Genomic DNA, 26,658 nt, shown 5'->3' with positions numbered 1-26,658 from the left:
CGCGCGTTCGGTGCCCGGTGCGCCGAATTATTCGTATTGCAGGATGAACGGCAGGGTGGCGTCACCGCGACCGGCGGTCGACGAACCCGCCGCTGCGGTAGTGACGTAGGCGGCCGCGAAGCTCAGGGTGGCGTCGCCGCCTTCAGTACCGGCACCGTGCATGGTGCTTTCAATGCGTGCGGTGCTTGGCGAGCTGAGGTCAATCAGACTGCCCTTGCTGTCCAGCAGGGCAATACCGACGTTTTGTGCAGTGGCCGAACCCGGGTTCAGGGCCAGTACTTTTTTGCCGGTGACCAGGCCGGAACCGCCGTTGTTGGCGTCAAAGATCATGGCGACCTTGGTGCCCTGGTTGCAGTTGACGTTCAGGTTGAAGTCTTTGGCGGTCACACGACCTGCGGTTGGGTTTTCCGCGGTGCCCATGTCCTTGATCGAAACGTTGCCCATGTCCACCGAAATGGTGCGGTCGGAGTTGGCGCCGTCCACCGAGCACGCGTCGTTGTTGATCACGCCGGTGAAGGTGATTTTGCCGCTGCCGCCCAGGGTTGGCGCTGCTGCTTCACCTTCGGCGAATGCACTGCCGGAGGCCGCGATAATAGCCGAGGCGATAACAGCCAGGGAAAACTTCTTCATGATGATGTCCGTAAGGTTTAGTTGGAAAAAAGTGCTGTTGTTGAACTGCGAGCAAAGAGTAGGCGACGAGGCGGTAGGAGCGAATAAGACGATTCTTATAAGCGCTGGGGCGGGCAGGTTATTTGCACGGTTGCAGCAGTGAAGAGCCAGAAAACAAAGGGCGAAGCCATTGTCCAGAAATGGCTTGCAAGTTATGCGTTAGTTGAAGATGTTACGTTCCAGGCAATAAGCAAGAAGGTCCTGGTCGCTGCTCACTTCAAGTTTGCGCATGGCCGATACTTTTTGTGCGCTGATGGTCTTTGAACTTCGGTTCTGGCGGCGCGCAATGTCACTCACGCTCATGCCGGAAATAAACAGGCGCAGGATCTCGAACTCTTTGGGTGACAAACTTGTAAAGCGCTCGTCAATTGCCGTGAGGGTCTCTATCACCGAGGTCTTTGGCGGCTCCAGGCTGCGATAGTCGCTGTCTTGGGCGATCGCCTTGAGTGCCAGTTGAATCTCGGTATGCAACTGGCTTTTCTGGATGATGCCGACCACGCCCAGCTCTTGCAGGCGGGTGAGAATCAGGTGATTGGAGATCATGGTCAGGATGAGGATCTGTACCTGCGGGAAGTGCCGTTTGAGGTACTCCACCAGCTTCAGGCCATCGCCATAAGGCGAGTCGCCCGGCATGTTGTAGTCGGTAATCACGATGTCAGCGCCTTGATGCTGCAACAGCTCGATCAGGCCGGCCGAACACACGGCCTCGCCGACGACTTGAAAGCGCATGTCACGCTCTACCAGTTCGCGAACGCCAAGCAACACGATCGGGTGATCGTCCGCGATTACCACGTTGAATTTTTTCATAAAGGGCCGTCCGTAGTGCCAGTTCAAGTGAGTGAAGAGTGCCCGAGCTGGAGAGTCTCCAGAACGGCCGACAGACGCTGCATCACAGTCTTCACCTTGAGCTCAAGCGTTGTGTCGAGGCTGCCGCGGTTAAGTGCGCTTTCCAGTTCGATGCAGGCCTGGGCCAGGCTGAGCGCCTGCACTGCGCCCAGAGCGCCGGCGATCGAGTGCAGCAATTGGCCGAGGCCATGAGCATCACGCTGGACCAGGGCCGCGCCGATGCGCTGCATATCCTGCTGCACGCTGCTGATGAACAGCGGGCGCATCTTGTCCGACAGTTGCACGCGATCGTCGAATACTTGGGCGTCAGGCTCAACCGGCGACTTGACTTTGCACAGTTTGATCAACTGATCGCGCAGGGTTTGCAGGCTCAAGGGCTTGACGATCCAGGCGTTCATGCCCACTGCCAGGCAACGTACGCCTTCCTCGCGCATTGCATTGGCGGTCACGCCGATAATCGGCAAGTGTGGATCATGCTCACGCAAGGTTCTGGCCAGCTCATAGCCATTCATCAACGGCATGTTCACGTCGGTCAGCACCAGGTCGAAGGCCTTCGGTTGCCATAACTGCAACGCCTGTTCACCGTTGGCGGCCAGGCTCACCGAGCAACCGAGCGCCTCCAGCTGTTCCTTGATAATCGCCTGGTTGACCGGGTTGTCCTCGGCCACCAGGATGCGCAGCTCTAGCCGCCCGGCGCTTTGTGGCCGGGTCGCTGTGGGTTGCTCGTGCCTGCCGTGCTGCGCCAGTGATACGGTGGCGGCGATGGTGCGTATGTCGTGCATATCCACCACCCAGCCTTGGGCTGTGTGCAGCGGCGGGCTGTGTGCACCGGGCAGGCAGAGCACACGTTGGCCGGGCCATGGCTTAGGGGGATCGCCGGGTAACAGTTCTACCAGTACCGCGTGGTGACTGTCTTTGTCCTGGGTGGTCGCGGCCAGGGCGGCGGTGATTCCCAAGCGGTTGAGCCAGTCACTCATTGCCTGCGCCAGTTCGCGTACCGGTGCCTGCACATACACCGGCGTCGAGCTGGGCTCGATCAGCGGCAGGTTGGTCAGTGCACCACAACACAGTGGCAAGCGCATTTTCAGGGTAAAGCTGCTGCCCAGCCCGGGCTCGCTGACCACGCGGATTTCGCCGTCCATCATCTGCGCCAGCCACCGGCAAATCGGCAGGCCAAGCCCGGTGCCGCCTTCGCTGGCGGTGTCCGGTGCCTGGTAGAACAGATCGAAGAGCTTGGCCTGCTGCGCCTCGGCAATGCCAACGCCGGAATCGGTGACTTGCCATTCCAGGTCGACATTATTGGCGTCGCTGCCCACCACCCTGGCACGAATCACCACGCACCCAAAGTCGGTGAACTTGATGGCGTTGCTCACCAGGTTATTGAGGACCTGGCGGATGCGCATCGGATCGCCCATCAGGCAGTTCGGCAACTGCGGGTCGATGCAACTGTAAAGCTGCAACCCCTTGCGCCGGGCGAAGGCGGCGTAGGTGTGCAAGGTATCTTCGAGCATGTCCAGCGGGCAGAAATCCACGGCTTCTATCGCCATTTGCCCAGACTCGATCTTCGAGACATCCAACACATCACTGATCAGTTGGAACAGTGTGGCGGACGAACGCTGGATGGTGTGCAGGTACGTTTTCTGGTGCGGGTCGAGGTCGGTCAGTCCGAGCAATTCGAGGGTGCCGAGCACGCCATAAAGCGGCGTGCGGATCTCATGGCTCATGGTTGCCAGGAACAGCGTCTTGGCCTCGCTGGCCGCATCGGCGGCATGACGTGCCTCTTCCAGGGCCTGGGCGTCTTCGATGTGCCGGGTGATATCGTTGAATGCATACAGGCGTACGTCTTGAGCCTGATAGCGGGTCGACACAAAGCCGATCTGCAGGTGCCGGCCTTCGATCTCCAAGTGCGTCTCACCGCTCTCGGCGCCATCGTGCTTACCGGCCATTGCCTCCACCAGGCGTGAGGTGCCCGGCCATTGCTGGGCGCGCTGGTTCTCGATCAATACCCTGCCATCGCTGCGTCGCACAACGCATAACCCAGTGGGTGCGGTGTCGATTATCACGCGGCTGAACGCCACGCTTTCGGCGATGCGTTCGTGGGCCAGTTGTGCTGGGGTGATCACCTGGCGTCGATACCATCGGCTGCCAGCCCAACCCAGTGTAATCAGGCTGAACAGCACCAACGCCATGGTGCTCAACGGCCACAATGCGGAGTGAAAGAAGTGCGAGTAGTTCAGGCCATAGACCGCGCTCCAGGGCTGGTCGCCGGCCTCGGTGACCTTGAATTCAAAGCCGTCGGCCGTGAAATGCACACCATCGCTGAGCTGCGCCTGGTTGGCTGGCCCAATCAACCGGTTACCGTCAGGGCCAATCAGGGTAAAGCGATCAAACGCCGAGTGATTCAGCGCGCGCTGTACATCGTCGACCTGCGACACGTCGAGCAGGGTGCCGATCACGGCCTGGCCCTGGGCGTCGAGTGGCAGGCCGATGTAGGCCAGCAAATATTCGGGTTCGGGGCCGGCCTGCCAATACACCCGATTCTGCTCCAGTGGCTGCGGCGCCTGTGCAAGGATTTGCTGTACGGCGTTGACCCGGGCCACCGGGTTGTCGGTATCCTCGGGGCTTTCCCGGTGCTGATAGCCCACGGACGGAATGGTGATGGCGTAGTCGGCCTGGCGATTGAGCAGGAAGGTTTGCGGCGCTTCGTACGGCGAGGAGGACCAGAAGGCGCTGTAGTAGCTGGTCAAGTGCGCACCCAGGGCAAAAATCGGCGGCCTCGCGGCGGTGCTGATCTGCTGTTCATCGAACTTGACGCTGAAGGGCACCGAAAACGAATACTTCTGGCCCTCGTACAGCGTGCGACGGTTGTCGACCATGCGGCTTTTGAGGCTGACCTGCACGTTGGTGGCGTGCAGCAGTTCGGCCTGGATGCCGGGGTGTGTCAGGCTCTTGAGGTAGGTTTGCTGTTCTGCGAGGTTTTCCATCAGCCGCGCAAAGTGAAAGCGCATCGCGCTGTAGCGAATTTCGACGCCCCGGTGCAGAGACCAGTAATTGGTCAGCATCAGCAGCAACGCGATTCCCATCAACACCATCAAGCCTTTGTTCAGGCGCAATGAGCTGCGGGTAAAGGCTTCGAGAATCGCGTTATTGTGCTTCATCAGGGGTTTCCGCAGGCGCAGGATAAATCGGCACTGGATGGAGCTTACTCCTTATGATCGTGGCCGCCAGCTAGTGAGATGTCGCAGGGCCATCATTGTTCAGTAGCTGCTGAAATTGGTCCGAAGACACTGCGTGAGAGATCAGGAACCCCTGCACCTGATTGCAGTCGATTTTGCGCAGCAGCGCCAATTGCTGCGGGGTCTCCACGCCCTCGGCAACCACCGTCAGACCCAACTTGCGGCCCAGCGCGATAATGCTCGCCAATGCCTGGGCGATGCCTTCGTTGTCGTGGCTGCCCTGCACCAGCGCCTGGTCGATCTTCAGTTCGGTAAATGGCGTGGACACCAGATTGAGGTAGGAGCTGTAGCCCTTGCCGAAATCATCCTGGGACAAACCGAACCCCTTGATCCGCAATCGGCAGGCGCCGGCGTAGAAATTGCTGATGTCCTGCGGCACCGAACATTCCATCAACTCGAAGCAGATCATTCCCGGGATACCATCGTGGTGCAGCACGAACTCCAGCAAACGGTCTGCCAGGTCATGGCTGTTGAGCAAGTGGGTCGGCAGGTTGATCGACACTGGAATTTCATAGCCGCGCTGGCGCCAGTGTTCCTGGGCGTGGATCGCTTGCTTGAGCACCAGCCACAACAGCCGCTCCTCCAGTTCGAACGCCTTGATTGCCGGCAGGAACGCGGCAGGCAGCATCACGCCTTGTTCGGGGTGCATCCAGCGCACCAGGGCTTCGGCAGCGACGATACGGCCGTTGGCCAGGGATTTTTTCGGCTGGAACCAGGCCTGGAACTGGCCGCTGCTCATGGCCTGCACCAGCGTGTGACGGTCGATGTCCATGTGCTCGGGCAGTTCGGGGGTAGGCGTGCGCACCCTGTTCCTGAGTTGGTTGACCAGGGTGCGCAAGGCCTCGGCGTTCACGGGCTTGGAAATCAGGCCAAGCACTTCCACATCGAGGTTTTTCGCCACCAGGCTGGCCGCCATCAGCATGCGCCTCGACGCCGCACTCATGATTGCCAGCGCCGGCTTGCAGCGCAGGCTGGCCAGGCACTGGATAAACTGCACGCCGTCCATGCCGGGCATCAGCAGGTCGGTCAGTACCAGGTCGAAGTCCCGCTGGCGCAGGCGCTCCAGCGCTTCTTTGCCATCCTCGGCGGTTTCGAGCAGGAAGTCTCCCAACTCGCTGAGCAAGTTCTGCAGGTAGATATGCTGCAGGGGATGGTCCTCGACAATCAGAATACTAAGGGGCTTCATGGGTGATCCGTGCATAAGGCGCCAGGGAGTTGAATAGAGCCCGCAACGCAAAGGGTTTGACCAGGCAATGGTTCATGCCGGCGGCCAGGCACAGGTCGGCCTCGCCGCGCATGGCGTTGGCGGTGGCCCCGATAATCGGCAACGTGCAGCCCTGGCGCCGCAGTTCACGCGCCAGTTCATAGCCGTTGATATGGGGCATGTTCACATCCGTCAACACCACGTCGAAGTTGCCGGCGGTGTGGAGCTGCAACGCTTGCTGACCGTCGGCCGCCAGCTCCACGGTGCAGCCGAGTTCTTCCAGTTGATCACGCAAAATCAGCTGGTTGATGATGTTGTCCTCGGCCACCAGCAGGTGCAGGTTGAGTTTGTTCAGATCCCGCCGGTGCGTTTGCTCATCGGCACGGGCCACCCATAGCCCTTGCGCCTGGCTCACGGCCTGATGAATAGCCCCCAGGTGGTTGAGGTTGACGTGCCAGGCGCCGGCGTCGGCTTCTACGCCGGGGCAGGCGTTGCTGCTCACGTGAATCACCGGCCCGGGCCACTCGGGCACCAGCAACGGGTCGACACTGCCGGGGTGCACTTGCAACAGCAGATGTGTGTCCGCCAGCGTCGGCAAGCCGGCCTGGGCCCTCGCACCCCAACGGCGCAACCAGCCGGCGACGGCGTTTGCCAGTTCCGGGATCGGCGAGGCCACGTAAATGGTCTCGGCCAGCAACGGTGTCATCGGTGGAACAGATGCTTCTTCCAACGGCAGGATCAGGCTGAAACTGCTGCCCAGGCCGAGTTCGCTGACCATGCGGATATTGCCGTTCATCAACTCCGTCAGACGCTGGCAGATAGGCAGGCCCAGGCCGGTGCCGGCGACCACATTGGTATTGCCCTCACTCTGGTAAAACGGCTCGAAGATCATCGCCTGGTCTTCCTGGGCGATACCTTTGCCGGTGTCCGAGACTTGCCACAACAGACTGGAGCGTTCTCCGTCGCGGCCCAGCACCTTGACCCGCAGCACCACGCGCCCATAGTCGGTAAATTTCACCGCGTTGTTGAGCAGGTTATTGAGAATCTGGCGGATGCGCGTTACGTCGCCGATCAGACGTTCCGGCAGCTTGGGATCAAAGCAGGCATACAACTGCAGGCCCTTGGCGTGGGCCGCTGCGGCGTAGCCCTGGATGATTTCATGCACAAGGTCCAGCGCAGAGAACTCGCCCATCTCCAGTGCCAACTGCCCGGCCTCGATCTTCGATACGTCCAGCACATCGCAGATCAGTTGCAGCAAGGTCGACGATGAGCCTTCGATCGCCTGCAAGTAGTCCTTTTGTTGTGCATCCAGTTGCGTGCGCGCCAGTAGTTCCAGGGTGCCGAGCACGCCATACAGCGGTGTACGGATTTCATGGCTCATGGTCGCCAGGAACAGGGTTTTTGCCGCGTTGGCTGCGTCCGCCGATTGCCGCGCCTCTTCCAGCGCCGCCTCGACCTGCTTGCGCGCACTGATGTCACTGAAGGCGCAAAACAGCACGTCTTCGCCTTTGTAGCGGGTGGGTGCACTGCTCAGGTACAGGTGACGGCCATCGATGGTTTCAAAGTAGTCACTGCGCTCGGAAGGTCCGTTGGCAAAGGCTTGCTCGATCCAGCCGGCGCGCAGCGCCTCGCGCTCCGGCCCGTTACCCAGCCATTGCTGGGCCAGGGCGTTTTCCAGTACCACCTGGCCGTCGGTGCGGCGCAGCACGCAGAGGGCCACAGGAGCGGTCTGGATCACATCGCGGCCGAAGGCTTCGCTTTCGATCAGCGCCTGGATGCGATGGATCGACGGAATGATAAAACGCTGGTCGACGCGGCGCATCACCAGCCCGATCAGCGTCAGGCTGAACAGGCAGAGCAACAACGAACCGAGCAGCTGTTTCCACAGGCCAGTGACCACTGCACGCAGGTCGATGGAGTACATCAACTGCCACTCAGAGGACTTCAGGTGTTTGCGAATCACCAGGTGGTCGGGTAGCCAGCCGTTGCCGACAAAACCGAAAAAACTGTCTTCGCCGGGCCTCAGCTGTTGCTGGCTCAACTGTGTATCGGTGCTGTTGGTGAACACCAGCATGCCCTGGGAATTGAGCATCATGAACTCGCCGGCGCTCTGGTCGCTGAGTGTCGAGGAGACTTCACGGCTATCCATCTCCAGGCCGAGCCAGCCGGAGTCGGGGTCGCGTTCGTCCAGGCGGATGAAGATGTACAGGTGCGAGTGCTGTTCAGTCCTGTCGCTCAGCCAAAGTTCGTTAAGTGTGGCCGGGTCGGTGTGCTGCAGGGCCTTGAGGCGGTTGAGCATGCATTTGGAAATCGGCAATACCTGCGCGGTGGCGTCGTAAAGGCGCATCACTTGCGGGTTGGGGCCGGCGTTGACATAGAGTAGGTTCAGCTGTTTGGCCTTCAGGTAGTCGCGCATGCGTGCGGTCAGCCAGATGCTCCACTGGTTGCCCGATGTGTCGCCCAATTCCAGGTGCTGTTCTTCGGCCGAGGATGGATAGACCCTGGACTGCTTGCGCACTGCCGACAGGCTCAGGCTTTCGAGCAGGGCTTGGCGGTTGGTGAAAAAGGTATGGGCTTCGGCAATGGCGCTGCTCATGTAGCCGCGGCGCTGGGAGATGTCGTTGTTGAAGGTCGACAGCAAAAAGGTATAGACCCCGCTGAGGATGCCTACCAGCAGCACGCTCGCAAAAATACGAAGCAGCCTTCTGGCTGCTTCGGGTCGGGAGAGGACGGGGTTGATCTGGAGCAGATAACTTTTCAATCGCATCGGCGGACTTTACGTCTGGGCCTTTGCCGGTGGCATAAGACGATCCTTAAAAATCACCTACTTGTAGTACATATCCACCACCACGGCAGCATCGAACGCTCCTGGAATCGGTAGGGTGCGCCACTTGAGGTCGGCCCGGAATTCATCGTGGCTCTGGCCCAGGCCCATCAGTTCCTGCAGCGTGAACCAGTTATTGAAGGGCAGTTGCTGCTGGCTCTCGGCGCGAGATAGCGAGATGCCGACTGAGCTGTTGTTGTCCGGCACCAGCAGGCCATTGTTCACACTGCCGCCGCCCGGCGTGGTGGCGAAGCGTGCGCTGACGGTATAGGGCGTGTCGCAACCCTTGCGCAGGTTCAGGCTGAAGTTTGCGCTGCTGGCGACTTCACCGATCGAGGCTTTGCGCGAAGGTGTGGGGAAGTTGACCACGCTGGGGCTGATGGTCAGTTCGGGAGTGCAAGGCACGAAGCGGATATCGTTCATGCCAGTGACCACATAATTGAAGTTGCTGTTGGGGCGTGAGTTGAGCCCGCGCACGCCGTCCAGTTGGAACACGCGGTAAGAGGTCAGCGTGCTGGCCTGGCCGCTCGGTGGCGTGGGGTCGTACTTCTCGATGAACACGCTGAAATTGAGGGTGAAGCGCGCCTTGTCCCAGCCCACGCAGTTGGACAAATTGCAGCCTCGGTCGGAGAAAAAACCGGTACCGACCTTGCCGGTACTTTGGGTAATCGGTTGGTTGTTGTAGCGAATGCCCACGCGAATCCCGGTGCCGATACTCACGCTGGCGGGGTTGACGTAGAAATACACTTCCTCACGGCCGTGGAGGTAGTCGTCCTTGCAGATGACATTGGTCGAGCGCGGGCCTGATTCCCAAATGATAGTGCCGTTAGGTGCGTCGGCGGCGACCGCCAGCGCCGTACCCAGCGCTTCCTGGGTGATGATCGAGTTGGTGCCGTCCTCGCGGCAGGCCAGTGCGTGGCTGGTGGCGGGCAAGACCGCGCAGGCCAACACCAGAAGCGGTAAACAGCGTTTGGTCAGTGACATCGGTTCAAATACCCCGTGATTTATCAGTTGAGCGCCGTGCTATGACGGGCTTGCAAACCGATATCGGTGATTTCGGTGAAGTGGAGAGTGGTGCCCTTGGGTACAGCGTCGAGCGCGGTCAGGGTTTTGCGTTCATGAGGCTTGAGCAGCAGGTAATCGCTGAGTGTCTGGCTGTCGGTTCGCAGGTTGACCAGCGATAGGTGGAAGGCGCTGGGGTTGTTGGCCGTCACCGTGCGCCCGTCGCTGCTCCATACCAACTGCTGCACCGCCTCGGCCGAGCCGCCCAGGAGTGCGGGAGGGCGATAGAACAGCTTGAGCCGCTGGCGGATCGCGAATTGCACGCTGTTGGGGTCTTCGACCTTGAGCGGGATTTCCATGATATTGAGCCAGAACAGCGATTCACGATCGCTGGGCAAGCCCTCACCGGCATACAGTATGCGCAGCTTGTGATGCTCCCCGGCGCCCAGTTGTACCAATGGCTCGGTGGCGGCAAAGGGCACGGTACGGTCGGCTGATTCGTCCTCGCCGGTGATCCAGGTTTGCACCACCACTTCCCGCGAGGCCTGGTTGACCACACTGATACCGGCGGCCTTGTCCTGGCCGAAATAGATCAGGCGGGTGCCTTCGATCTTCAGCGCCGCATTGGCAGGCGGGGGTGCAAGCACCAGCAGCCCGCAGGCCAGTAGCACCACTCTGAGTAGAAACATGAACACGGCAATTCCATGGTCGGGTGAGGGAACGCAGACCATGGTAGGTAGCGAGTGGCACGAAGGCTTTGAGGCGATTCTTAAAAGTACGGTGTGCCCCTGATTGCCGTTTCAGAATCGCCTTAAAGTCAGGGTTCACCCCTGACGGTTACTTTGCTCAGCGTTGAATGATCGACGCGGATGCCCAACTGTCAGGTTTACCCTATGTCCAATAAAGCGTTACGCCTTCTGATTGCCGATGCAGAGCTTTTGCAACGGATCAAGATCGAGAAAATGCTCAACCAGCTGGGCTATCACCGCATCGCCCCGTTGAGTTCGTTCGACGAGTTGCAGGCACTGACACGCTCGGGCGTTGTGGCGTTTGACCTGCTGATCATCAACACTGCGCTGGTGCACTCACGGCAGGTCAACCTGCTCAAGTACTGCCATGACAACCCGTTGATCCGCCACACGCTGATCTATGACGGGCAATGTGCGCAGCGCTCTGTAGTGTCGGTCTCGGTTAGCCAGACCCTGCACCTGTCATTGTCACAGTCGCCCGACTTCACCTCCCTACGACGCTGCATGGAAATTGTCGATCCGGCACACAGTTCTCCGATCGCTGAGTGGCCCATGCTGCACGCCGTGGACGGCCGAGCGTCCCAGCCTTCGATTAGCCCGCGGGCGGTCTATCAAGGCGACCCGACGGTGGTGGCATGTGCCGTGGGGTTGTTTCCCAAGCGCTGATCGTATCGTGCAGCATCAGTCACGCCAGACGGGCAGATCATCTTGGTCCAGTGCCCAATGAGGTTGCCGTGGCCGCAGGCACACACCACCGACCCAGCGCTCATGGCTGGCGTGGTCCAGCCAGCAGGCATTGCCGTCCAGTACCTGCTGCGCCAGTGGCGTCAGCGCCAATACGCGGCGCGGCCACTCCATGTTCGTTTCGGTCTCGATCAGCAGCGGCGCCGTCCCATCAATCAATGGGCGCAGCAGCGCGTGAAACATCATATCGCCCAGGAAAGGCAGTGGCTCGCGCTTGGCCATCAACTCGGCAAACACCCGACCGAAAGGCACAGGCCCGACCTCAGTAATATATTTCAAGGACAAACGTTCAGTCAGTGACAACCCGTCCTCGAGACCCGGCAACTCCTGTAACTGACGCCGTAACGCCGGCGCCAGAAAGGGCAGGGCAGGGTGATTGCCATGGGCCAGTTCCGCGAGCTTGAGCGGTGAGCTGTCGCAGTAAGCCGACCAGGCCCGTTTGGCCAACTGCACTGCGTCGTCGTCGATCAAGCGCCGCTGCGGCCAGAGCCAGGCCAGCACATCGGGGGCCAATTGGCCTATGCCGATAAATCGCTCGACGCCGGGAATTCGGTCTGCCTCAATCAGCTCCAGCTTGCGCGGCGCCTGCTCAAGGCCAGCCAGGGCGCGGACCAGGAACAATTGATCGTAGGCGTCCGCCTCGCACCACAGCACACTGTGATCGGCGTTGTTCAAGGCTTGTAGTTGGTTGTATTCATCGTTGATGCGATGCGCAACTTCAGTGGAGTCAAGGGCAAAGGCCTGACTGATAAAGGTACTGCGCATCGCTCGGAACGCTTCGCTGGGTAGTTCACGCACTGGCCCCATGCACAACGGGTCAGTGAGCATCCGGAACTGTCCCTTGAACCCGGCCACTTGCAGGCTGTGGGCAATATCATTACCACACCGCCAATGAGTGGTGCGGGATTCATCGCTGGCATCGAAACCAGGGTGGCGGGCGGCAAAGTCGAGGGCGTCGACGTGGGCCTTGAGCTTGGGCCAACTGGCGAAGCCCAGCTGTTTGGCTACCTGCCATTGAGCCTGGGACAAGGTTGCGCTGGGGTCTAGGCTTTTCAGCTGCGACAACAGTTCCTTGGCGCGCTTGCGCTGCTGCTCAAGGTTGAGGCGGCCATGGGTAGTGGAGGCTAAAGGGCGTTGCGACATACGAGCTCCTTGCACAAACCTTTTCCGCTTCAAGGTTGGGAGTCGTAGAAATGAGGTGGAGCTGGGATGTCTTGGGCGCAGCCCTTTCCGCGGAAGGTGGCGTAGAGAGCGCCAGACGGGAAATATAGGCAGCATTGCCGTTCGGTGCAACCCTGAAAATGTGGGCATTGCCCCAGTGCCACTCAGTCAAGCGCAGTCCCTGTGTGGCAGCGGGCTTGCTCGCGAAAGCGGTAGGTCAGTCGCTGCATCTGTTACTGCACCACCGCTTTCGCAGGCAAGCCAGCTCCCACATTGGATCTTCGTTGCTTTGAGCATTGCGTTCGCTTAATTCATCGGCATTGGAGCGGGTGCTGTTTTACTTGTCCTGGCGCGCATCCAGGGTTTTTTGATGCTCGGCCAGGAAGGGTTGCTCCGCTGGATCAAAACGATCAATCCCGGCAGTGAAGCGGTGCCAGTAAGGGTACAACGGCTGACGGCGAGTGACGGCTTCGATGCGCGCCGACTGCTCTTCGGTGAGTTTCAGCTCGGTGGCCGCCAGGTTATCGCGCAGGTGTGCTTCCGTACGGGCGCCGATAATCAGCGAGGTGATCCCCGGGCGATCCTTGAGCCAGGCCAGGCAGGTGCGGGCGACCGAGACGCCGTGTTCATCACCGACGGCGGCGAGGGTCTCGATAATGTCCAGCGCACGTTCCTGGTCGTGGACGTAGGGTTCCGGCCAACCGCTGCCCTGGCGGGTATTGGCGGGCGGCTTGTGCCCGCGTCGGGTCGTGCCGGTCAGCAAGCCTTCGCCCATCGGGCCCCACACCAAAGTGCCAACCTGCTGGTCCAGGGCCAACGGTAGCAACTCGTACTCGGCCTCGCGGGATTCCGGGGTGTAGTAGATCTGCTGGGTAATCGGCTTGAGCATGCCGTGCAGTTCAGCCTTGCCCAGGGTTTTCATCATCTGCCAGGCGGTGAAGTTGCTGGTGCCGAAGTAGCGGATCTTGCCCGAGCCGACCAACAGGCGCAGGGCTTCCAGGGTCTCTTCGATTGGCGTCATGCCGTCCCAGTTGTGCAGTTGGTACAAGTCAATGTGGTCGGTGCCCAGGCGCTTGAGGCTGGCTTCGCAGGCGCGGATCAAGTGGTAGCGCGACGAGCCGGAGTTGTTGGGGTTGTCGTCTACCGGGCTGCGGCCCTTGGTGGCCAGCAGAATGTCGTTGCGCTTGTCGCCCAGCGCCTTGCCCACCACTTCTTCGGCCAGGCCGTGGGAATAGAGGTCGGCGGTGTCGACCATGTTCACCCCGGCGTCGAACGCCATATCGAACATGCGCTTGGCCAGGGGCACGTCTACCGCACCGCATTTTTCAAACTCTGCGCGACCGCCAAAGGGCACGGTGCCCAGGATGATTTCCGATACCAGCAGGCCGGAATGACCCAGTTGTCGGTACTGCATGTTGCCTCCTACTTAACGTTGCACGTGAAGGTGTGAACGATGGGGACGGCGATAGTTTGAATTTTTTCATGAAAACCTCGCGCCAAGCTTGGCTATGACGTCAATGAAGATTGTTTCGCTGGATGAAATGCTGGATTGTGAATCCTGGTCATTCCGCCAGACATGGCAGTGTTAGAACATCCCTGGCGTCGATACCCACTCATTTGGAGCCTGTCATGACCCAGCCTGCGATCAAACTCTATGGTTTCCCCCTGTCCGGCCATTCCCACCGGGTCGAACTTATGTTGTCCCTGCTGGGGCTGGCGAGTGAATTTATCCTGGTGGACCTCAAGCAAGGTGCGCATAAAACGCCTGAGTTCCTCACCACCCTGAACAGCTTTGGCCAGGTGCCGGTGATTGATGACGGCGGCACGGTACTGGCCGACTCCAATGCGATCCTGATTTATCTGGCCAGCACCTATGGCCGCGGCGAATGGCTGCCGAGCGACCCTGTCGGGCAAGCCCGGGTGCAGCGTTGGCTCTCGGCCGCCGCCGGCCCACTCCATGCCGGGCCTGCCACGGCGCGCTTGGCCACGGTGTTTGGCGCCGAGGTGGACACTGTCAGTGCAATCAACCGTGCCCATGCCTTGCTGAGCGTGATGGAACAGCAACTGAACCAGAGCCGTTTCCTCGCCAGTGAGCAGCCCAGCATTGCCGATATCGCTTTCTACACCTACGTGGCCCATGCGCCGGAAGGCAATGTGTCCCTGGCCGACTACCCTGAGGTACGCGCCTGGCTCGCCAGCATCGAAGCACTGCCGGGTTTTGTCGGCATGCCGCGCACGGCTGTCGGTTTGCAATCGAGTTGAAGCCCAACACCTGTGGCGAGGGAGCTTGCTCCCGCTGGGCTGCGCAGCAGCCCCAACAAGGCTGCCGTATTTATTCAGCCAAACCGCGCTGGCAGCTTTCAGGGCCGCTGCGCGCCCCAGCGGGAGCAAGCTCCCTCGCCACAGGGGGACACATAATCAGAAGGCGTAAAGATGGATCGATTTCATGAAATGCAGGTGTTCCTGGCCGTGGCCGAGGAGGAGGGCTTCGCTGCTGCCGCCCGGCGCCTGAACACGTCGCCGCCCAGCGTGACCCGCGCCATTGCCGCCATGGAACAACGCATCGGCACGCAGTTGCTGGCGCGCACCACCCGCAGCCTGCACTTGACCGAAGCCGGCCAGCGTTATCTGGACGATTGCCGACGCATCCTTGCCGAGCTGGACGAAGCCGAGGAAGCGGCGGCGGGCAGCTACTCCATCCCGGGCGGCCAGTTGACGGTGACCGCACCGGTACTGTTTGGCGAGCTGTATGTGGCGCCGGTACTGGGGGATTATCTGGACCGTTTTCCGTTGGTGAGTATCAACGCCTTGCTGGTCGATAGGGTGGTCAATATGACCGACGAAGGTGTTGACGTGGCGGTGCGTATCGGCCACCTGCAGCAATCCGGGCAGCAAGCGATCAAGGTCGGCGAAGTACGCCGGGTGGTGTGCGCATCGCCGGCTTATCTTGACCAACACGGGCGCCCCCAGCGCCCCGAGCAGTTGCGTGAGGCCAAGCTCGTCACCTCATCGTCCAGCCAACTGGTCAGTGAGTGGACATTCGTTGACGCCGGCCAGCCGCTGAAGGTACCCATCGAGCCACGCCTGGTTGTCACCGCCAACAATGCCGCGATCAACCTGGCCCGCCTGGGGTGGGGCATGACGCGGGTGCTGTCTTATCAAGTCGCGGCAGCGGTGGCGGCGGGGGAACTGGAACTGGTACTGGAGGATTTCGAACCGGCGCCGCTGCCGATCCACGTGGTGTTCCAGCAAAACGGCCGAGTACCGGCCAAGGTCAATACGTTTGTGGATTTCCTCAGCCATCGCCTCGGGCAGGACCCGGCCCTGAACGCCGCGACCAAGCAGCGTGCCTGATGGAGCGTTATCGCGATATGCAGCTGTTTGCCGCGCTGGCCGGGCAACCCAGCCTGGCGTCGGCGGCACGTCATGCGCAGGTTTCCGGGCCGACGCTGGTACGTGCAGTTGCGCGCCTGGAGGCACGCCTGCGCGTGGTGTTGCTGCAACGTAGTACACGCGGTGTCAACCTGACCGATGCAGGCCAGGCTTACCTTGCCGACTGCGTGCGCCTGCTGGCAGCGGTGGACGCGGCCGAGGCCTCGGCCAACGGTTTGCATGTGCAGGCCCAGGGCGACCTGCGGATATTTCTGCCGTTACTGTTCAGCCGCTATGTCATGGCGCCGCTGTTGGCCGGTTATGCGGATCGCTACCCAGCGGTGCGTGTCATCGCGCATTACCACGACTATTTCCCTAACCTGCACGTAGAAGGGCTGGACGTGGCGGTGCTGGTCGGCGAATTGCCCAACTCGTCACTCATTGCGCGGCAAGTCGGGCAGGTGGGCACTGTCCTTTGCGCCAGCCCCGCTTACTTGGCGACCCGGGGCGAACCCCGGCATCCGGCTGAACTCAAGCAGCATCATCTGATTGCCAGCGCCGACCCGGTGCACTGGGATTTCCCGCATTACACCCTCAAGGCTCGCGCCCGGCTGCGTTGCGCCACTGTCCAAGGCGCGATCAATGCAGCGGTGCAGGGGGCGGGCGTGATTCGAGCCTTGAGTTACCCACTGCACGAACACCTGGCGAGCGGCCAGTTGCAGCGCCTGTTGCCTACCTTCGAGTTGCCGCCGCAGCCGGTGCATGTGGTCTACCGCGAAGGCCGTCATGCGTCGATGCGCGTGCGCAGCTTTGTCGACTACTGCGTCACCGCGTTGCGCGAGCATCCGGCGTTTCAGTTGGCGTAATAGTGGATTGCCCTGGGTGGGCATTCTCTCCATTACGGCCTGGGCGCAGCATGCTCGTATCTAACCGGAGGTGAGCGCCATGCACTCGATTGAAGCAACCCCTTGGCATGTCGGCGAACGACACATGCAGGAAAGTGCCGGCGTCTCTGAACGCATGGCCATGATCGGGCCCAAGGTCATTCGTGATCATTTGCCTGAGCAGCACCGCGATTTTTATCCGCTGCTGCCGTACTTGATCGCGGGTGTGGTGGACGAACAAGGCATCCCCTGGGCAACGATGCTGGAAGGCGCTCCAGGGTTTGCGCATTCACCGGACCCACACACGCTGCAGATCGACAGCCTGCCCGCCAAAAGCGATCCCGCCTGGGCTGGGATAGCGGATGGCGCGGCGATCGGCCTGCTGGGCATCGACCTCAACACCCGCCGCCGCAATCGCATGAATGGCCGGATCGGATCGCTTGAGGATGAGGGCTTTGCGGTGGACGTAGTGCACACCTTCGGCAATTGCCCCAAATACATCCAACTGCGGCCCGTCGCTGGCATTGCACGCAAACCCGGCAACCTGGCCGAGCGCAGCCGCCGCCTGGACGATGCGGCTCAAGCGCTGATCCGCCAAGCCGACACCTTCTTCGTCGCCAGCTACGTCGACCAGCACGGCGAACGCTCGGTGGACGTTTCCCATCGCGGCGGCAACACGGGGTTTGTGCGGGTGGAAGGCAACGTACTGACCATCCCGGATTTTGCCGGCAACCTGTTCTTCAACACCCTCGGCAACCTGCACGCCAACCCGGTGGCGGGGTTGTTGTTTGTTGATTTTGAGACCGGTGACGTGCTGCAAGTGGCCGGGCGTACTTCGTTGATCCTGAGCGGGCCGCAAGTGGCTGAGTTCGAAGGCGCGCAGCGCCTGTGGACGGTAACGGTGGAACATGTGGTCCGCCGCCCGGCAGCATTGGCGTTGCGGTGGCAATTCGCGGAGTTTTCGCCGCACAGCCTGGCGATGGGTACTTGGTAGCCTGGCGCACTCTCCCAGGCGCAGCCTATCCAGTGTGGGAGCTGTCGAGCCCCAGCGAGGCTGCGATGGCGGCGGCACGGTCAACATATTCATTGCCTGACCCACCGCTATCGCGGCCTCGCTAAAGCTCGACGGCTCCCACAGGGGAATGTCATTGTCCGCTGGGTTTGCGCGTTTTCATCAGGCCCCCGGGCATTCCCGGTTCAGCGCTTCCCCCATGAAATGTTGCTGGATGTTGAACCGTCAGCGTGGGCAGAGTCTCTAGGTTAGCCTTGTCTTCCTACTGACAAACAAGGATTGGTCATGCAACGAAAGGTCATTAATCCCACGACGGTATTCAACTCCCTGCAATACGGTTTCAGCCAGGCCATGGAAGTGCCAGAGGGTCGGCGGATCATGCTGTCCGGGCAGGTGGGGGTTGATGCTCAAGAGCGTACGGTGGGCCCAGGTATTGCCGAGCAGACGGCCACGGCGTTGGACAATGTCGAAAAGGTGCTGACCGAGGTGGGGGGCGACCTGTCTCATGTGATCATGCTGCGGCTGTATATCGTCGAATCTGCCCGGGATCAGCAGGAGCCGATTGTCGAGGCGCTGCGCCAGCGCTTCGCGCACAACCCGCCGCCGTCTTCGTGGATTATCGTCAGTGGGTTGTCGTTGCCTGAGTGGTTGATCGAGGTTGAGGCGGAGGCGGTGGTTCCGTTCAGTTAGAACTTTTGCAGGAGCGAGCTTGCTTGCGAAAAAACCATAGCCGCCGCATGTATTCAGGATGCACGCGTTATCGTTGACGTTTTTCGCGAGCAGGCTCGCTCCTACAGCCATTCAATACCGAATCATCACCGATTTAAGCTCGGTGTAATCCTCAATAAACGCACCACCAAACTCCCGCCCTAACCCCGAAGACCGGCTACCACCAAACGGTACTGCCGGGTCGAGCAAGGTGTGCATGTTCACCCACAGAGTCCCCGCCTTGATGGCCGGGATCATGCGCAGGGCCTTGCCCAGGTCATTGGTCCACAGGCTGGCGCTCAAGCCGAAGGGGCCGTGGTTCATCATGGCGAGCAGTTCGTCTTCATCGTCGTAGGGCAGGAAGGTGGCGATGGGGCCGAAGGTTTCTTCGTTGAGCAGGGTGTCGTGCAGGTGGTTGGCCAGGATCACGGTGGGTTCGACGTAGCAGCCGGGGCGGTCGATGAGGTGGCCGCCGTGGATGATCGTGTTGTTTTCGGTGCGGGCCTGGTTGAAGTAGCCGAGCAGTTTCTGTTGGTGTTGCTGGTGGGTCACCGGGCCGAATTCGGTGTGTTCATCCAGGGGCGAGCCGATGGTCAGGCGGCTGAGACGCGCCTTGAGTTTTTCCAGCACGGCGTCGATTTGCGAGCGGTGCACGAAGAAACGTTCGGCCGCTGCGCAGATTTGCCCCGAGTGCAGGAAACCCGCTTCGATAATGCCATCCACCGCTTTGTCTACATCCATGTCGCGCAGGAAGCCGGCGGCGTTCTTGCCACCCAGTTCCAGGGTCGCGCGGGTCAGCCCGGCGCCCATGGCACTGCGGCCTACTGCAATACCGGTGGGTACTGAGCCGGTGAAGGACACCTTGTGCGTGCCGGGGTGTTCCACCAGCCCCTTGCCGACATGGCCGCCGCCGGTCAGCACGTTGAGCACCCCCGCCGGCAAGCCGGCGTCGATGGCCAGTTCGGCGATGCGCAACAGGGTCAGCGGCGTGAATTCGCTGGGCTTGATGATGATGCTGCAGCCGGTCACCAGCGCCGAGGCCAGCTTCCAGATGGCGATCATGGTCGAGAAATTCCACGGCACAATGCCTACCACCACGCCCACCGGTTCGCGCAAGGTGAAGGCGGTGTAACGCTCGCCATTGAACGAAGGCAGGGAGGGCGTGAGGGTCTGGCCGCTGAGCTTGGTGGCCCAGCCTGCGTAGTAGCGCAGGAAGTGCGCGGCCTGGTCGACCTCAAAGGCACGGGAAATCTGGATGATCTTGCCTGACTGGCAGGTTTCGATCTGCGCGAGTTCTTCGCGGTGCTGTTCCAGCAGGTCGGCCAATTTAAGCAGCACGTTGCCGCGGATGGCGGGCGCAGCCTGGGACCACAGCTGAAAACCACGGTTGGCAGAAGCGACCGCAGCGTCGATATCCGCCAGGTCAGCATCGGCCACTTCGGCGATCACCCGGCCGTTGGCAGGGTTGATTACGTTCAGGGTTTGATCGGCGTGGCTGTGCACGCTGATACCGTCGATAAACAGCCCATGGCGGCGACGCAAAAAGGCTTCCACTTGAGGCAGCAACGGGATATCGCTCATGGCAGGTTCCTGGCAGTTCACAAAGAAACCCCGAGGTTAACCAACGCACTGATAAGCGGCTTGACTGTGCCTGCCAGCTTTTATGCCTGTGCCTGCCGTGCTTGTGAAAAGTACAAGCTTGCCTGCCGAACGTGCATTTCCCGCCTGCACGACCCGTTTGATACTGGCCCTGCATCCCGCGCCGTTCCACGATTCGGAGCGCCTGCCGGACTTCCAATAATAAGCAGGGCCGTCCATGAAAAAGCCAAACCCGCTCCTCGAAGACCTCAAGCCTCTTCTGCCTGCCATTGCCGCGAACGCCAGCCGTGCCGAACAGCTGCGCCAGGTGCCGGATGAGAATATCGCGCTGCTCAAAAGCATCGGCCTGCACCGCGCCTTCCAGCCCAAGGCATTCGGTGGCCTGGAACTGTCGCTGCCCGAATTCGCCGACTGCATCGCCTTGCTCGCCGGCAGTTGCGCCAGCACCGCCTGGGCCATGAGTTTGTTGTGTACCCATAGCCATCAACTGGCGCTGTTCTCGGCGCAGTTGCAGGAGGAGATCTGGGGCGCCAACCCGGATGCCACGGCCAGCAGCAGTATTGCGCCGTTCGGCCGGGTGACCGAGGGCGAGGGCGGCGTGTACTTCAGTGGCGAGATGGGCTGGAGCAGCGGTTGTGATCATGGCGAGTGGGCGATTGTCGGCTGCCGTCGCCAGAATACCGAAGGGACCCAGGATTACTGCTTTGCCGTGCTGCCGCGCAGTGACTATCAGATCCGCGATGACTGGTTCGCGGCCGGTATGAAAGGCAGCGGCACCAAGACCCTGATCATCGACAACGCCTGGGTGCCTGAGCACCGGATCCAGAAGGCCAAGGACATGATGGAAGGCAAGTCCGCAGGCTTTGGTCTCTACCCAGACAGCCAGATTTTCTACGCGCCGTACCGGCCGTATTTCGCCAGTGGTTTTTCCACCGTCAGCCTCGGCGTGGCCGAGCGCATGCTGGAGGTGTTCCGCGAAAAAACCAAAAACCGTGTGCGCGCCTATACCGGTGCCGCCGTCGGCGCAGCGACCCCGGCGCTGATGCGCCTGGCCGAGTCCACCCACCAGGTGGCCGCTGCTCGGGCGTTTTTGGAGAAAACCTGGCAAGACCACGCCGAACACAGCGCCGCCCACCGCTACCCAGCGCGAGAAACCCTGGCGTTCTGGCGCACCAACCAGGCCTACGCCACCAAGATGTGCATCGAAGCGGTAGACCGGCTGTTCGCCGCCGCCGGTGGCAATGCCTGGTTCGAACACAACGAAATGCAGCGCCTGTTCCGCGATGCCCACATGACCGGCGCGCATGCCTACACCGACTATGACGTGTGCGCGCAGATCCTTGGCCGTGAGCTGATGGGCCTGGAACCCGACCCGAGCATGGTGTAGCTGCGTTTTCCCTACAACAATCAGGGCGGCCCATAGAGGCCACCCGGGAGTCTTGCATGTCCGACGTATTCGACCCACGAGCCTTTCGTCGTGCCTTGGGCAATTTTGCCACTGGCGTGACCGTGGTCACCGCCGCCACCGCCTCCGGGCGCAAGGTGGGCGTGACGGCCAACAGTTTCAACTCGGTATCCCTCGACCCGCCGCTGGTGCTGTGGAGCATTGACAAGCGCTCCAACAGCCATGCCGTGTTCGAGGAGGCCAGCCACTTTGCCGTGAATGTCTTGGCGGCGGACCAGGTGCACCTGTCGAACAATTTTGCCCGCCCCCGTGAAGACCGCTTCGCCCTGATCGATTACGAGCCGGGGGAGGGTGGCTCGCCGGTATTCGCCGATTGCTCGGCGCGTTTTCACTGCGAGAAATACCAGCAGGTGGACGGCGGCGACCATTGGATCATGATCGGCAAGGTGGTGGCCTTCGATGATTTTGGCCGTGCGCCGCTGCTCTATCATCAGGGCGCCTATGCCGAGGTCCGGGCGCTGCCTCCCTGCGCGCCCGAAGCAGTTTAGAACGGCACGGCGACCACCAGTTGGCTGTAGACATTGGTGCCGTTGCCGCCGACCTGATTGCCCCCGGTATCGGCTGATTTATCGGGTTTGTACAGGCCCAGCAGCGGCGTGATGATCAGGTGCTCGTTGACGGCCCATTCGGCATACAGGTCCAGTTCGCGGCCATCCAGGTTCAATTGGCCGTGGGTACTGACGGTGTTGTAGTCGAAGAACAGCGCCCCCAGTGTGACGTTCTCCAGTGGTTTGACCTTGAGCGCCACGTGCTGCACGGCGGTATTACTGTTGAAGGGGCCGGAATAGTTGCCCGCCACTTCGCCCTGCACCCAGGTGCCGTAGCCACGGTTGAAGCCTGAGAACATGCCGTCCCAGTTCTTCGAATAACGGGCGTAGCGGTAGGTCAGGTCCGGGGACCACGGCAGGTTGGCGAAGGTGTAGCCGGCTTCGGCGTAACCGGCATTTTCCTGGCCATCGCGACGGCTTTGGCGCGCCAGTTCGAAGGCGAAGTGCGCGTTGTCGATACCGGCATTGCCGGTGCCGCGCAGGCTGTAGAGGTTCATGCCTTTGCGCTGGCGCTGCAGGTCGGTGGCGAAGCGCTCATCCACATCGATGCCGTGAATATAGGTCAGCCCCAGGGTGCCCGGCGCGGCACTGTATTCCAGGGTGCCGGCGGCCATTTCAGTGAGGGCCTGGGCACGGTTGTCGGACTTGATCCACATCAGGCTGCCGTGCACACCGTCCTTGCCGCCCAGGCGAATCACCGCCGTCTTATCGAAGGCATGGCGTGCGGCGATGTAGTAGGCGCCGCCGCGATTGAACTCGCCGTCGCCGACGCCATTGCCCAGGTTGGGGCCGTCGTCGTTAAGGATAAAACCGTCGCCGAGCATGATGATCTGGCGACCGAACGACAGGTCCAGGCCGTCCTTGCCCAGCGCCGGTAACAACTCGCCAGACCGCCAGCCGGCGAAGGCTTCGTCAAACTTGGTGGTGCGCTCGGTGCCGTTGGTCAACCCGGCCGCATCGCCGTCGCCCCAGGTACCGGAACTCACCAGGTTGGCCGTGCCATACACACCGCCCAGGTTGCCCAGGCGCTGTTCGACGCTCAGACCGTACTTGATGAACGCCTCACGCCAAGTGGCGCCGCCGCTGCGCCCATCGTAGTTCTTCGGGCTGTTGAACATACCGTACACGGCGAGGAAGTTGCCGGTGACCTGGGTGTCGGCGTCCGCATACAACTCGATGGCCTGCGCCTGGCCCACCAACAGTGCCACGCCCAGGCCGACCGTCTGGCGCAGGCAGCGGTTTTTCAGTGTGTGCTCCATTGTTATTGCCCCCATCTTGGTTAAGAGTGAGGGCGCATTAGGGCGAGCGGTGTGAGGCCAAGTCTTTTCCCTGCGTGCCAGGCAATTGACTCTGCCCGCCAGGCAGCAGGCCTTGGCAGGCAGCAACAAAACCGGCGGCAGACAGGGGCAAGACGATCAACGGGAGTGGGGCGCAGAGTGCCGACACATTAAAAAAAACCGCTTCGAGGACCCCTCCATGTCGATCAACGACCGACTCACCGCACACCTCAACCGGGGCACGGTAGGTTTTCCCACTGCGTTGGCCAGCACCATCGGCCTGATCATGGCCAGCCCGGTGATTCTCACCGCCACCATGGGTTTTGGCATCGGTGGCAGCGCGTTTGCCCTGGCGATGCTGATCGCCGTGGTGATGATGCTGGCCCAGGCGACAACCTTTGCCGAGGCCGCCTCGATGCTGCCCACCACCGGTTCGGTGTACGACTACATCAACTGCGGCATGGGCCGGTTCTTTGCGATCACCGGGACCTTGTCGGCCTACCTGATCGTGCATGTGTTCGCCGGCACCGCCGAAACCATCCTCGCCGGCGTCATGGCCCTGGTGAACTTCGAACACCTCAACACCCTGGCAGAGTCGGCCGGCGGCTCGTGGTTGCTGGGCGTCGGTTTCGTACTGGTGTTCGGCGTGCTGAACGCCTTTGGCGTCAGCGCATTTGGCCGCGCCGAGATCATCCTGACCTTCGGCATGTGGACCACCCTGATGGTGTTCGGCGTACTGGGCCTGATCGCCGCGCCAGCGGTGCAATTGGAGGGCTGGTTCGGTGAGTCGCTGGTAGGCACCGACCTGGTCACCGTGCTGTCGCTGGTGGGCATGGCGATGTTCATGTTCGTGGGTTGCGAGTTCGTCACCCCGCTGGCGCCGGACCTGCGCCAATCGGCCAAGGTGATGCCACGGGCGATGATGCTCGGGCTGATGGGCGTGGCGACGTGCATGTTCATCTATGGCGCGGCGATGAAGCGCCAGGTGGAAAACGTCGTGCTCGACGCCGCGTCCGGCGTGCACCTGCTGGACACACCCATGGCCATCCCCCGATTTGCCGAACAGGTAATGGGGCAGATCGGCCCGTTGTGGCTGGGTATTGGCTTTCTGTTCGCTGGCGCTGCGACCATCAATACCCTGATGGCCGGCGTGCCGCGCATCCTCTACGGCATGGCGGTGGATGGCGCCTTGCCCAAGGTGTTCACCTACCTGCACCCGCGTTTCAAGACGCCGCTGTTGTGCATCCTGGTGGCCATGTTGATTCCGTGCCTGCATGCGCTGTACCTGGGCGGCAACACCGACAACATCATGCACCTGGTGCTGGCGGCGGTATGCGCGTGGAGTTTCGCTTACCTGTTGGTGACGCTTTCGGTGGTGATCCTGCGCATTCGGCGTCCGGACTTGCCTCGGGCCTATCGCTCGCCGTGGTTCCCGCTGCCGCAGATCGTCTCCAGCATCGGCATCCTGCTGGGCATGTGGTTTATCACTCCGCCAGGCATGAACCCGGCTGACATTTATGTGCCGTTTGGCGTGATGCTCGGCGTGACGGCCACCTATGCGCTGTTCTGGACTCTCGTGGTGCAGAAGGTCAACCCCTTCAAGCCCGCCTGCGTGGAAGAGGTGTTGGCCAAGGAATTCAATCACGAACCGGGGCATACCCATGAGGGTTATAGCGACCTTGCGGCAAAAACTGTTTGAGCTGTTTCGTGCTGACCGCGCACCCAGCGGGTATCGGTCGGGGGTGACCCTGGCCCACCTGCGGCGTGACCTGGGCCTGGCAAGCCTTGAAGTGGGCGGTGTGGCCTTCGAGATTGTCGAGCGCACCGAGTCTCAGTTGTTGATGCACCTGGTGCTGACCGAATGTGTCCTGCGCGTTCCTGCTGCAGCGGGTGGCGCTGGCAGCTTCGAGGTGCACCATGGCGGCGCGATCCGGCGCAGCGGTATTCATGTGCGGCGCCGCGCTGGCAACCAGGCACTGGGCCGTGAGTTGCAGGCGCGTTTGCAGGCTGACAGCGCGTTGTTCCAGGCGTTGATGCCGCTGGATTTCAAGCGCCTGCGCATCGAGCTGCAAGACCAGCAATGGTGCGTGCGCCTGGAGCATATGGGCGGCAGTGAGGTGGTCAACCGCATGCCGGCGTTCCGGCGCTACATTGCGTTGAGCACCGAGCAACGCGGGTATCTCTTGGTCGTACTGGCCGGATTGCGGCGGGTATTGTCGGACCTCTGATTGGCACCATTAGTGCTTCTGCAAAGGGCAAACAGGTTGTTGTTGCGCGCATATAGATAACATGTTAACTATTGCGCCAGAACAACAAGAATAACGCCACTGCGGAGACACCCAATGAGCATCCCACAGCATGCACCCGACGGGCTCGACAGCTGGAACCGCGAACTGCGCGACGCGTGCGGCCACTTCGATACCGAACTGGCTTTCAACCGTTCGCTGTTTATCGGCGAGATCCATAACCTGCCGCGTGGCTTGGCCATCCTGCGCACCAATGCCGGGCTGATCAAGCGCCCGACGCACCACGCCGACCATGACAACGACCAGGAATGTTTCCTGGTCAGCCAGCGCAGCGGCTATTCGCAAATCACCCAAAATGAGCAGACCGTGCAACTGGCGCCTGGCGAGATGCTGTTGATGGACTCGGTGGGCTCCATCGAAATCACCCCCTTCGGCCTGATCGAACACGCCTCGCTGTCCCTGTCGCGCAACGCGGTATGCAAGCACCTGGGCGGTCAGGCACGGGCCTTCGGCAAGATCTCCTCGACCAAGGCCTGTGGGCGCATGCTGCATGTGCTGATGGACCAACTGTGCAAGGACGATACCGACGATGACGCCACGCAAGTGGAGGCGCTGCAAGCGGCCTTCGTCTCGCTGTTGGGTTCGGCGTTGGAGCAGGGCGACGAGTGCCGCGAGGGCGTTGCTGCGTTGCACGGCAATAACCTGCGCAGCTATGTGCAAAAAGTCATTGATGAGTCGCTGAGCCAGCCAGGCCTGAGCCCCATCGGCCTGGCCAACCGCCTGAATATCTCGGTGCGGCACCTGTACCGTCTGTTTGAAGAACAGGATGACAGCGTCTGCCGCTATATCCAGCGCGCACGGCTCAAGCGCAGTGCAGATGACTTGACCAACCCGTTCCTGCGCAGTGAGTCGATCACCTCGATTGCCTACAAGTGGGGTTTTACCGACTCGGCGCACTTCAGCCGCTCGTTCAAGAAGCAGTTCGAAGTATCGCCCAAGGATTTTCGTTCCAGCCGGTTGCAGGCGGTGCAAGCGTGATCGTTCCCACGCTCCGCGTGGGAACGCCGCCCCGGACGCTCCGCGTCCCGCTCCAGAAGTCGTGACGCGGAGCG

At 61.2% G+C, this 26,658-nt stretch carries 21 protein-coding genes and 1 pseudogene; 11 read left to right on the top strand and 11 right to left on the bottom strand.

What is annotated here, in order from left to right; genetic code table 11:
- Positions 1 to 27: 27 nt before the first annotated feature.
- From ACP7CZ_RS02265 to ACP7CZ_RS02235, 7 genes are all read right to left on the bottom strand, one after another.
- Positions 28 to 630: a fimbrial protein gene (locus tag ACP7CZ_RS02265; RefSeq protein WP_014719104.1), complete on the bottom strand. Its 603-nt coding sequence runs from the start codon at positions 628 to 630 to the stop codon at positions 28 to 30.
- 198 nt (positions 631 to 828) lie between these two features.
- Positions 829 to 1,476, bottom strand: coding sequence for a response regulator (locus ACP7CZ_RS02260; protein WP_054898360.1), 648 nt, complete (start codon positions 1,474 to 1,476; stop codon positions 829 to 831).
- Positions 1,477 to 1,499: 23 nt separating this feature from the next.
- Positions 1,500 to 4,673 carry a hybrid sensor histidine kinase/response regulator gene (locus ACP7CZ_RS02255; RefSeq protein ID WP_198790598.1) on the bottom strand — a complete coding sequence of 1,058 codons (3,174 nt, stop codon included), beginning with the start codon at positions 4,671 to 4,673 and terminating at the stop codon, positions 1,500 to 1,502.
- A 70-nt stretch (positions 4,674 to 4,743) separates the two neighbouring features.
- Positions 4,744 to 5,937, bottom strand: a complete 1,194-nt coding sequence (locus tag ACP7CZ_RS02250) for an EAL domain-containing response regulator (protein ID WP_003192443.1) — start codon at positions 5,935 to 5,937, stop codon at positions 4,744 to 4,746.
- On the bottom strand, positions 5,924 to 8,722 hold the full coding sequence (locus ACP7CZ_RS02245; protein WP_054898362.1) for an ATP-binding protein: 2,799 nt from the start codon (positions 8,720 to 8,722) through the stop codon (positions 5,924 to 5,926). The genes ACP7CZ_RS02250 and ACP7CZ_RS02245 overlap by 14 nt, the downstream gene beginning before the upstream one ends.
- 57 nt (positions 8,723 to 8,779) lie before the next feature.
- Entirely contained in the window at positions 8,780 to 9,763 is a 984-nt protein-coding gene (locus ACP7CZ_RS02240) for a fimbrial protein (RefSeq protein WP_054898363.1), read from the bottom strand.
- 23 nt (positions 9,764 to 9,786) lie between these two features.
- Positions 9,787 to 10,476 carry a fimbrial biogenesis chaperone gene (locus tag ACP7CZ_RS02235; RefSeq protein ID WP_014719099.1) on the bottom strand — a complete coding sequence of 230 codons (690 nt, stop codon included), beginning with the start codon at positions 10,474 to 10,476 and terminating at the stop codon, positions 9,787 to 9,789.
- A 198-nt stretch (positions 10,477 to 10,674) separates the two neighbouring features.
- On the opposite strand from ACP7CZ_RS02235, the gene ACP7CZ_RS02230 reads away from it, so the two are divergent.
- Positions 10,675 to 11,196, top strand: coding sequence for a hypothetical protein (locus ACP7CZ_RS02230; RefSeq protein ID WP_014719098.1), 522 nt, complete (start codon positions 10,675 to 10,677; stop codon positions 11,194 to 11,196).
- Between the two features lie 15 nt (positions 11,197 to 11,211).
- On the opposite strand, the gene ACP7CZ_RS02225 is transcribed toward ACP7CZ_RS02230, so the two are convergent.
- Both ACP7CZ_RS02225 and ACP7CZ_RS02220 read right to left on the bottom strand, forming a co-directional pair.
- Positions 11,212 to 12,417 (bottom strand): DUF1835 domain-containing protein, encoded by a 1,206-nt coding sequence (locus tag ACP7CZ_RS02225; protein WP_054898364.1) that lies wholly within the window; start codon positions 12,415 to 12,417, stop codon positions 11,212 to 11,214.
- Between the two features lie 355 nt (positions 12,418 to 12,772).
- Positions 12,773 to 13,849, bottom strand: coding sequence for an aldo/keto reductase (locus tag ACP7CZ_RS02220; RefSeq protein WP_054898365.1), 1,077 nt, complete (start codon positions 13,847 to 13,849; stop codon positions 12,773 to 12,775).
- 215 nt (positions 13,850 to 14,064) lie between these two features.
- Here ACP7CZ_RS02220 and ACP7CZ_RS02215 point away from each other — a divergent pair, with 215 nt between their 5' ends.
- The 5 genes from ACP7CZ_RS02215 to ACP7CZ_RS02195 all read left to right on the top strand — a co-directional run bounded on the left by ACP7CZ_RS02215 (position 14,065) and on the right by ACP7CZ_RS02195 (position 18,393).
- On the top strand, positions 14,065 to 14,697 hold the full coding sequence (locus tag ACP7CZ_RS02215) for a glutathione S-transferase family protein (RefSeq protein ID WP_034128205.1): 633 nt from the start codon (positions 14,065 to 14,067) through the stop codon (positions 14,695 to 14,697).
- A 171-nt stretch (positions 14,698 to 14,868) separates the two neighbouring features.
- Positions 14,869 to 15,789 carry a LysR family transcriptional regulator gene (locus tag ACP7CZ_RS02210; RefSeq protein WP_057975001.1) on the top strand — a complete coding sequence of 307 codons (921 nt, stop codon included), beginning with the start codon at positions 14,869 to 14,871 and terminating at the stop codon, positions 15,787 to 15,789.
- A complete protein-coding gene (locus tag ACP7CZ_RS02205; RefSeq protein ID WP_197900666.1) occupies positions 15,789 to 16,673 on the top strand; it encodes a LysR family transcriptional regulator in 885 nt (294 codons plus the stop codon). Before ACP7CZ_RS02210 ends, ACP7CZ_RS02205 begins: the two co-directional genes overlap by 1 nt.
- A gap of 79 nt (positions 16,674 to 16,752) precedes the next feature.
- A complete protein-coding gene (locus ACP7CZ_RS02200; RefSeq protein ID WP_089042181.1) occupies positions 16,753 to 17,685 on the top strand; it encodes a pyridoxamine 5'-phosphate oxidase family protein in 933 nt (310 codons plus the stop codon).
- 303 nt (positions 17,686 to 17,988) lie between these two features.
- A complete protein-coding gene (locus ACP7CZ_RS02195; RefSeq protein WP_054897401.1) occupies positions 17,989 to 18,393 on the top strand; it encodes a RidA family protein in 405 nt (134 codons plus the stop codon).
- 111 nt (positions 18,394 to 18,504) lie between these two features.
- Here the strand turns inward: ACP7CZ_RS02195 and ACP7CZ_RS02190 are convergent, their stop codons facing one another.
- On the bottom strand, positions 18,505 to 19,992 hold the full coding sequence (locus ACP7CZ_RS02190; protein ID WP_294164702.1) for an aldehyde dehydrogenase family protein: 1,488 nt from the start codon (positions 19,990 to 19,992) through the stop codon (positions 18,505 to 18,507).
- Positions 19,993 to 20,227: 235 nt separating this feature from the next.
- Here ACP7CZ_RS02190 and ACP7CZ_RS02185 point away from each other — a divergent pair, with 235 nt between their 5' ends.
- Positions 20,228 to 21,397 (top strand): p-hydroxyphenylacetate 3-hydroxylase oxygenase component, encoded by a 1,170-nt coding sequence (locus tag ACP7CZ_RS02185; RefSeq protein WP_034128200.1) that lies wholly within the window; start codon positions 20,228 to 20,230, stop codon positions 21,395 to 21,397.
- Between the two features lie 56 nt (positions 21,398 to 21,453).
- Positions 21,454 to 21,927 (top strand): annotated as a pseudogene (locus ACP7CZ_RS02180) (flavin reductase family protein); the annotation flags it as partial.
- A 32-nt stretch (positions 21,928 to 21,959) separates the two neighbouring features.
- Here ACP7CZ_RS02180 and ACP7CZ_RS02175 read toward each other — a convergent pair.
- Positions 21,960 to 23,282: a hypothetical protein gene (locus ACP7CZ_RS02175; protein WP_294164703.1), complete on the bottom strand. Its 1,323-nt coding sequence runs from the start codon at positions 23,280 to 23,282 to the stop codon at positions 21,960 to 21,962.
- Positions 23,283 to 23,499: 217 nt separating this feature from the next.
- On the opposite strand from ACP7CZ_RS02175, the gene ACP7CZ_RS02170 reads away from it, so the two are divergent.
- The 3 genes from ACP7CZ_RS02170 to feaR all read left to right on the top strand — a co-directional run bounded on the left by ACP7CZ_RS02170 (position 23,500) and on the right by feaR (position 26,584).
- On the top strand, positions 23,500 to 24,999 hold the full coding sequence (locus ACP7CZ_RS02170; RefSeq protein WP_054897404.1) for an APC family permease: 1,500 nt from the start codon (positions 23,500 to 23,502) through the stop codon (positions 24,997 to 24,999).
- Positions 24,962 to 25,528 (top strand): DUF3156 family protein, encoded by a 567-nt coding sequence (locus ACP7CZ_RS02165; RefSeq protein ID WP_294164704.1) that lies wholly within the window; start codon positions 24,962 to 24,964, stop codon positions 25,526 to 25,528. Before ACP7CZ_RS02170 ends, ACP7CZ_RS02165 begins: the two co-directional genes overlap by 38 nt.
- A gap of 114 nt (positions 25,529 to 25,642) precedes the next feature.
- Positions 25,643 to 26,584 carry a transcriptional regulator FeaR gene (gene feaR / locus ACP7CZ_RS02160; RefSeq protein WP_054897406.1) on the top strand — a complete coding sequence of 314 codons (942 nt, stop codon included), beginning with the start codon at positions 25,643 to 25,645 and terminating at the stop codon, positions 26,582 to 26,584.
- Positions 26,585 to 26,658: the final 74 nt, after the last annotated feature.

It is taken from the genome of Pseudomonas sp. DWP2-2 (assembly GCF_049897065.1).
Classification (GTDB): Bacteria; Pseudomonadota; Gammaproteobacteria; order Pseudomonadales; family Pseudomonadaceae; genus Aquipseudomonas; species Aquipseudomonas paracarnis.
This window is presented reverse-complemented; position numbering and strand designations above follow the sequence as displayed.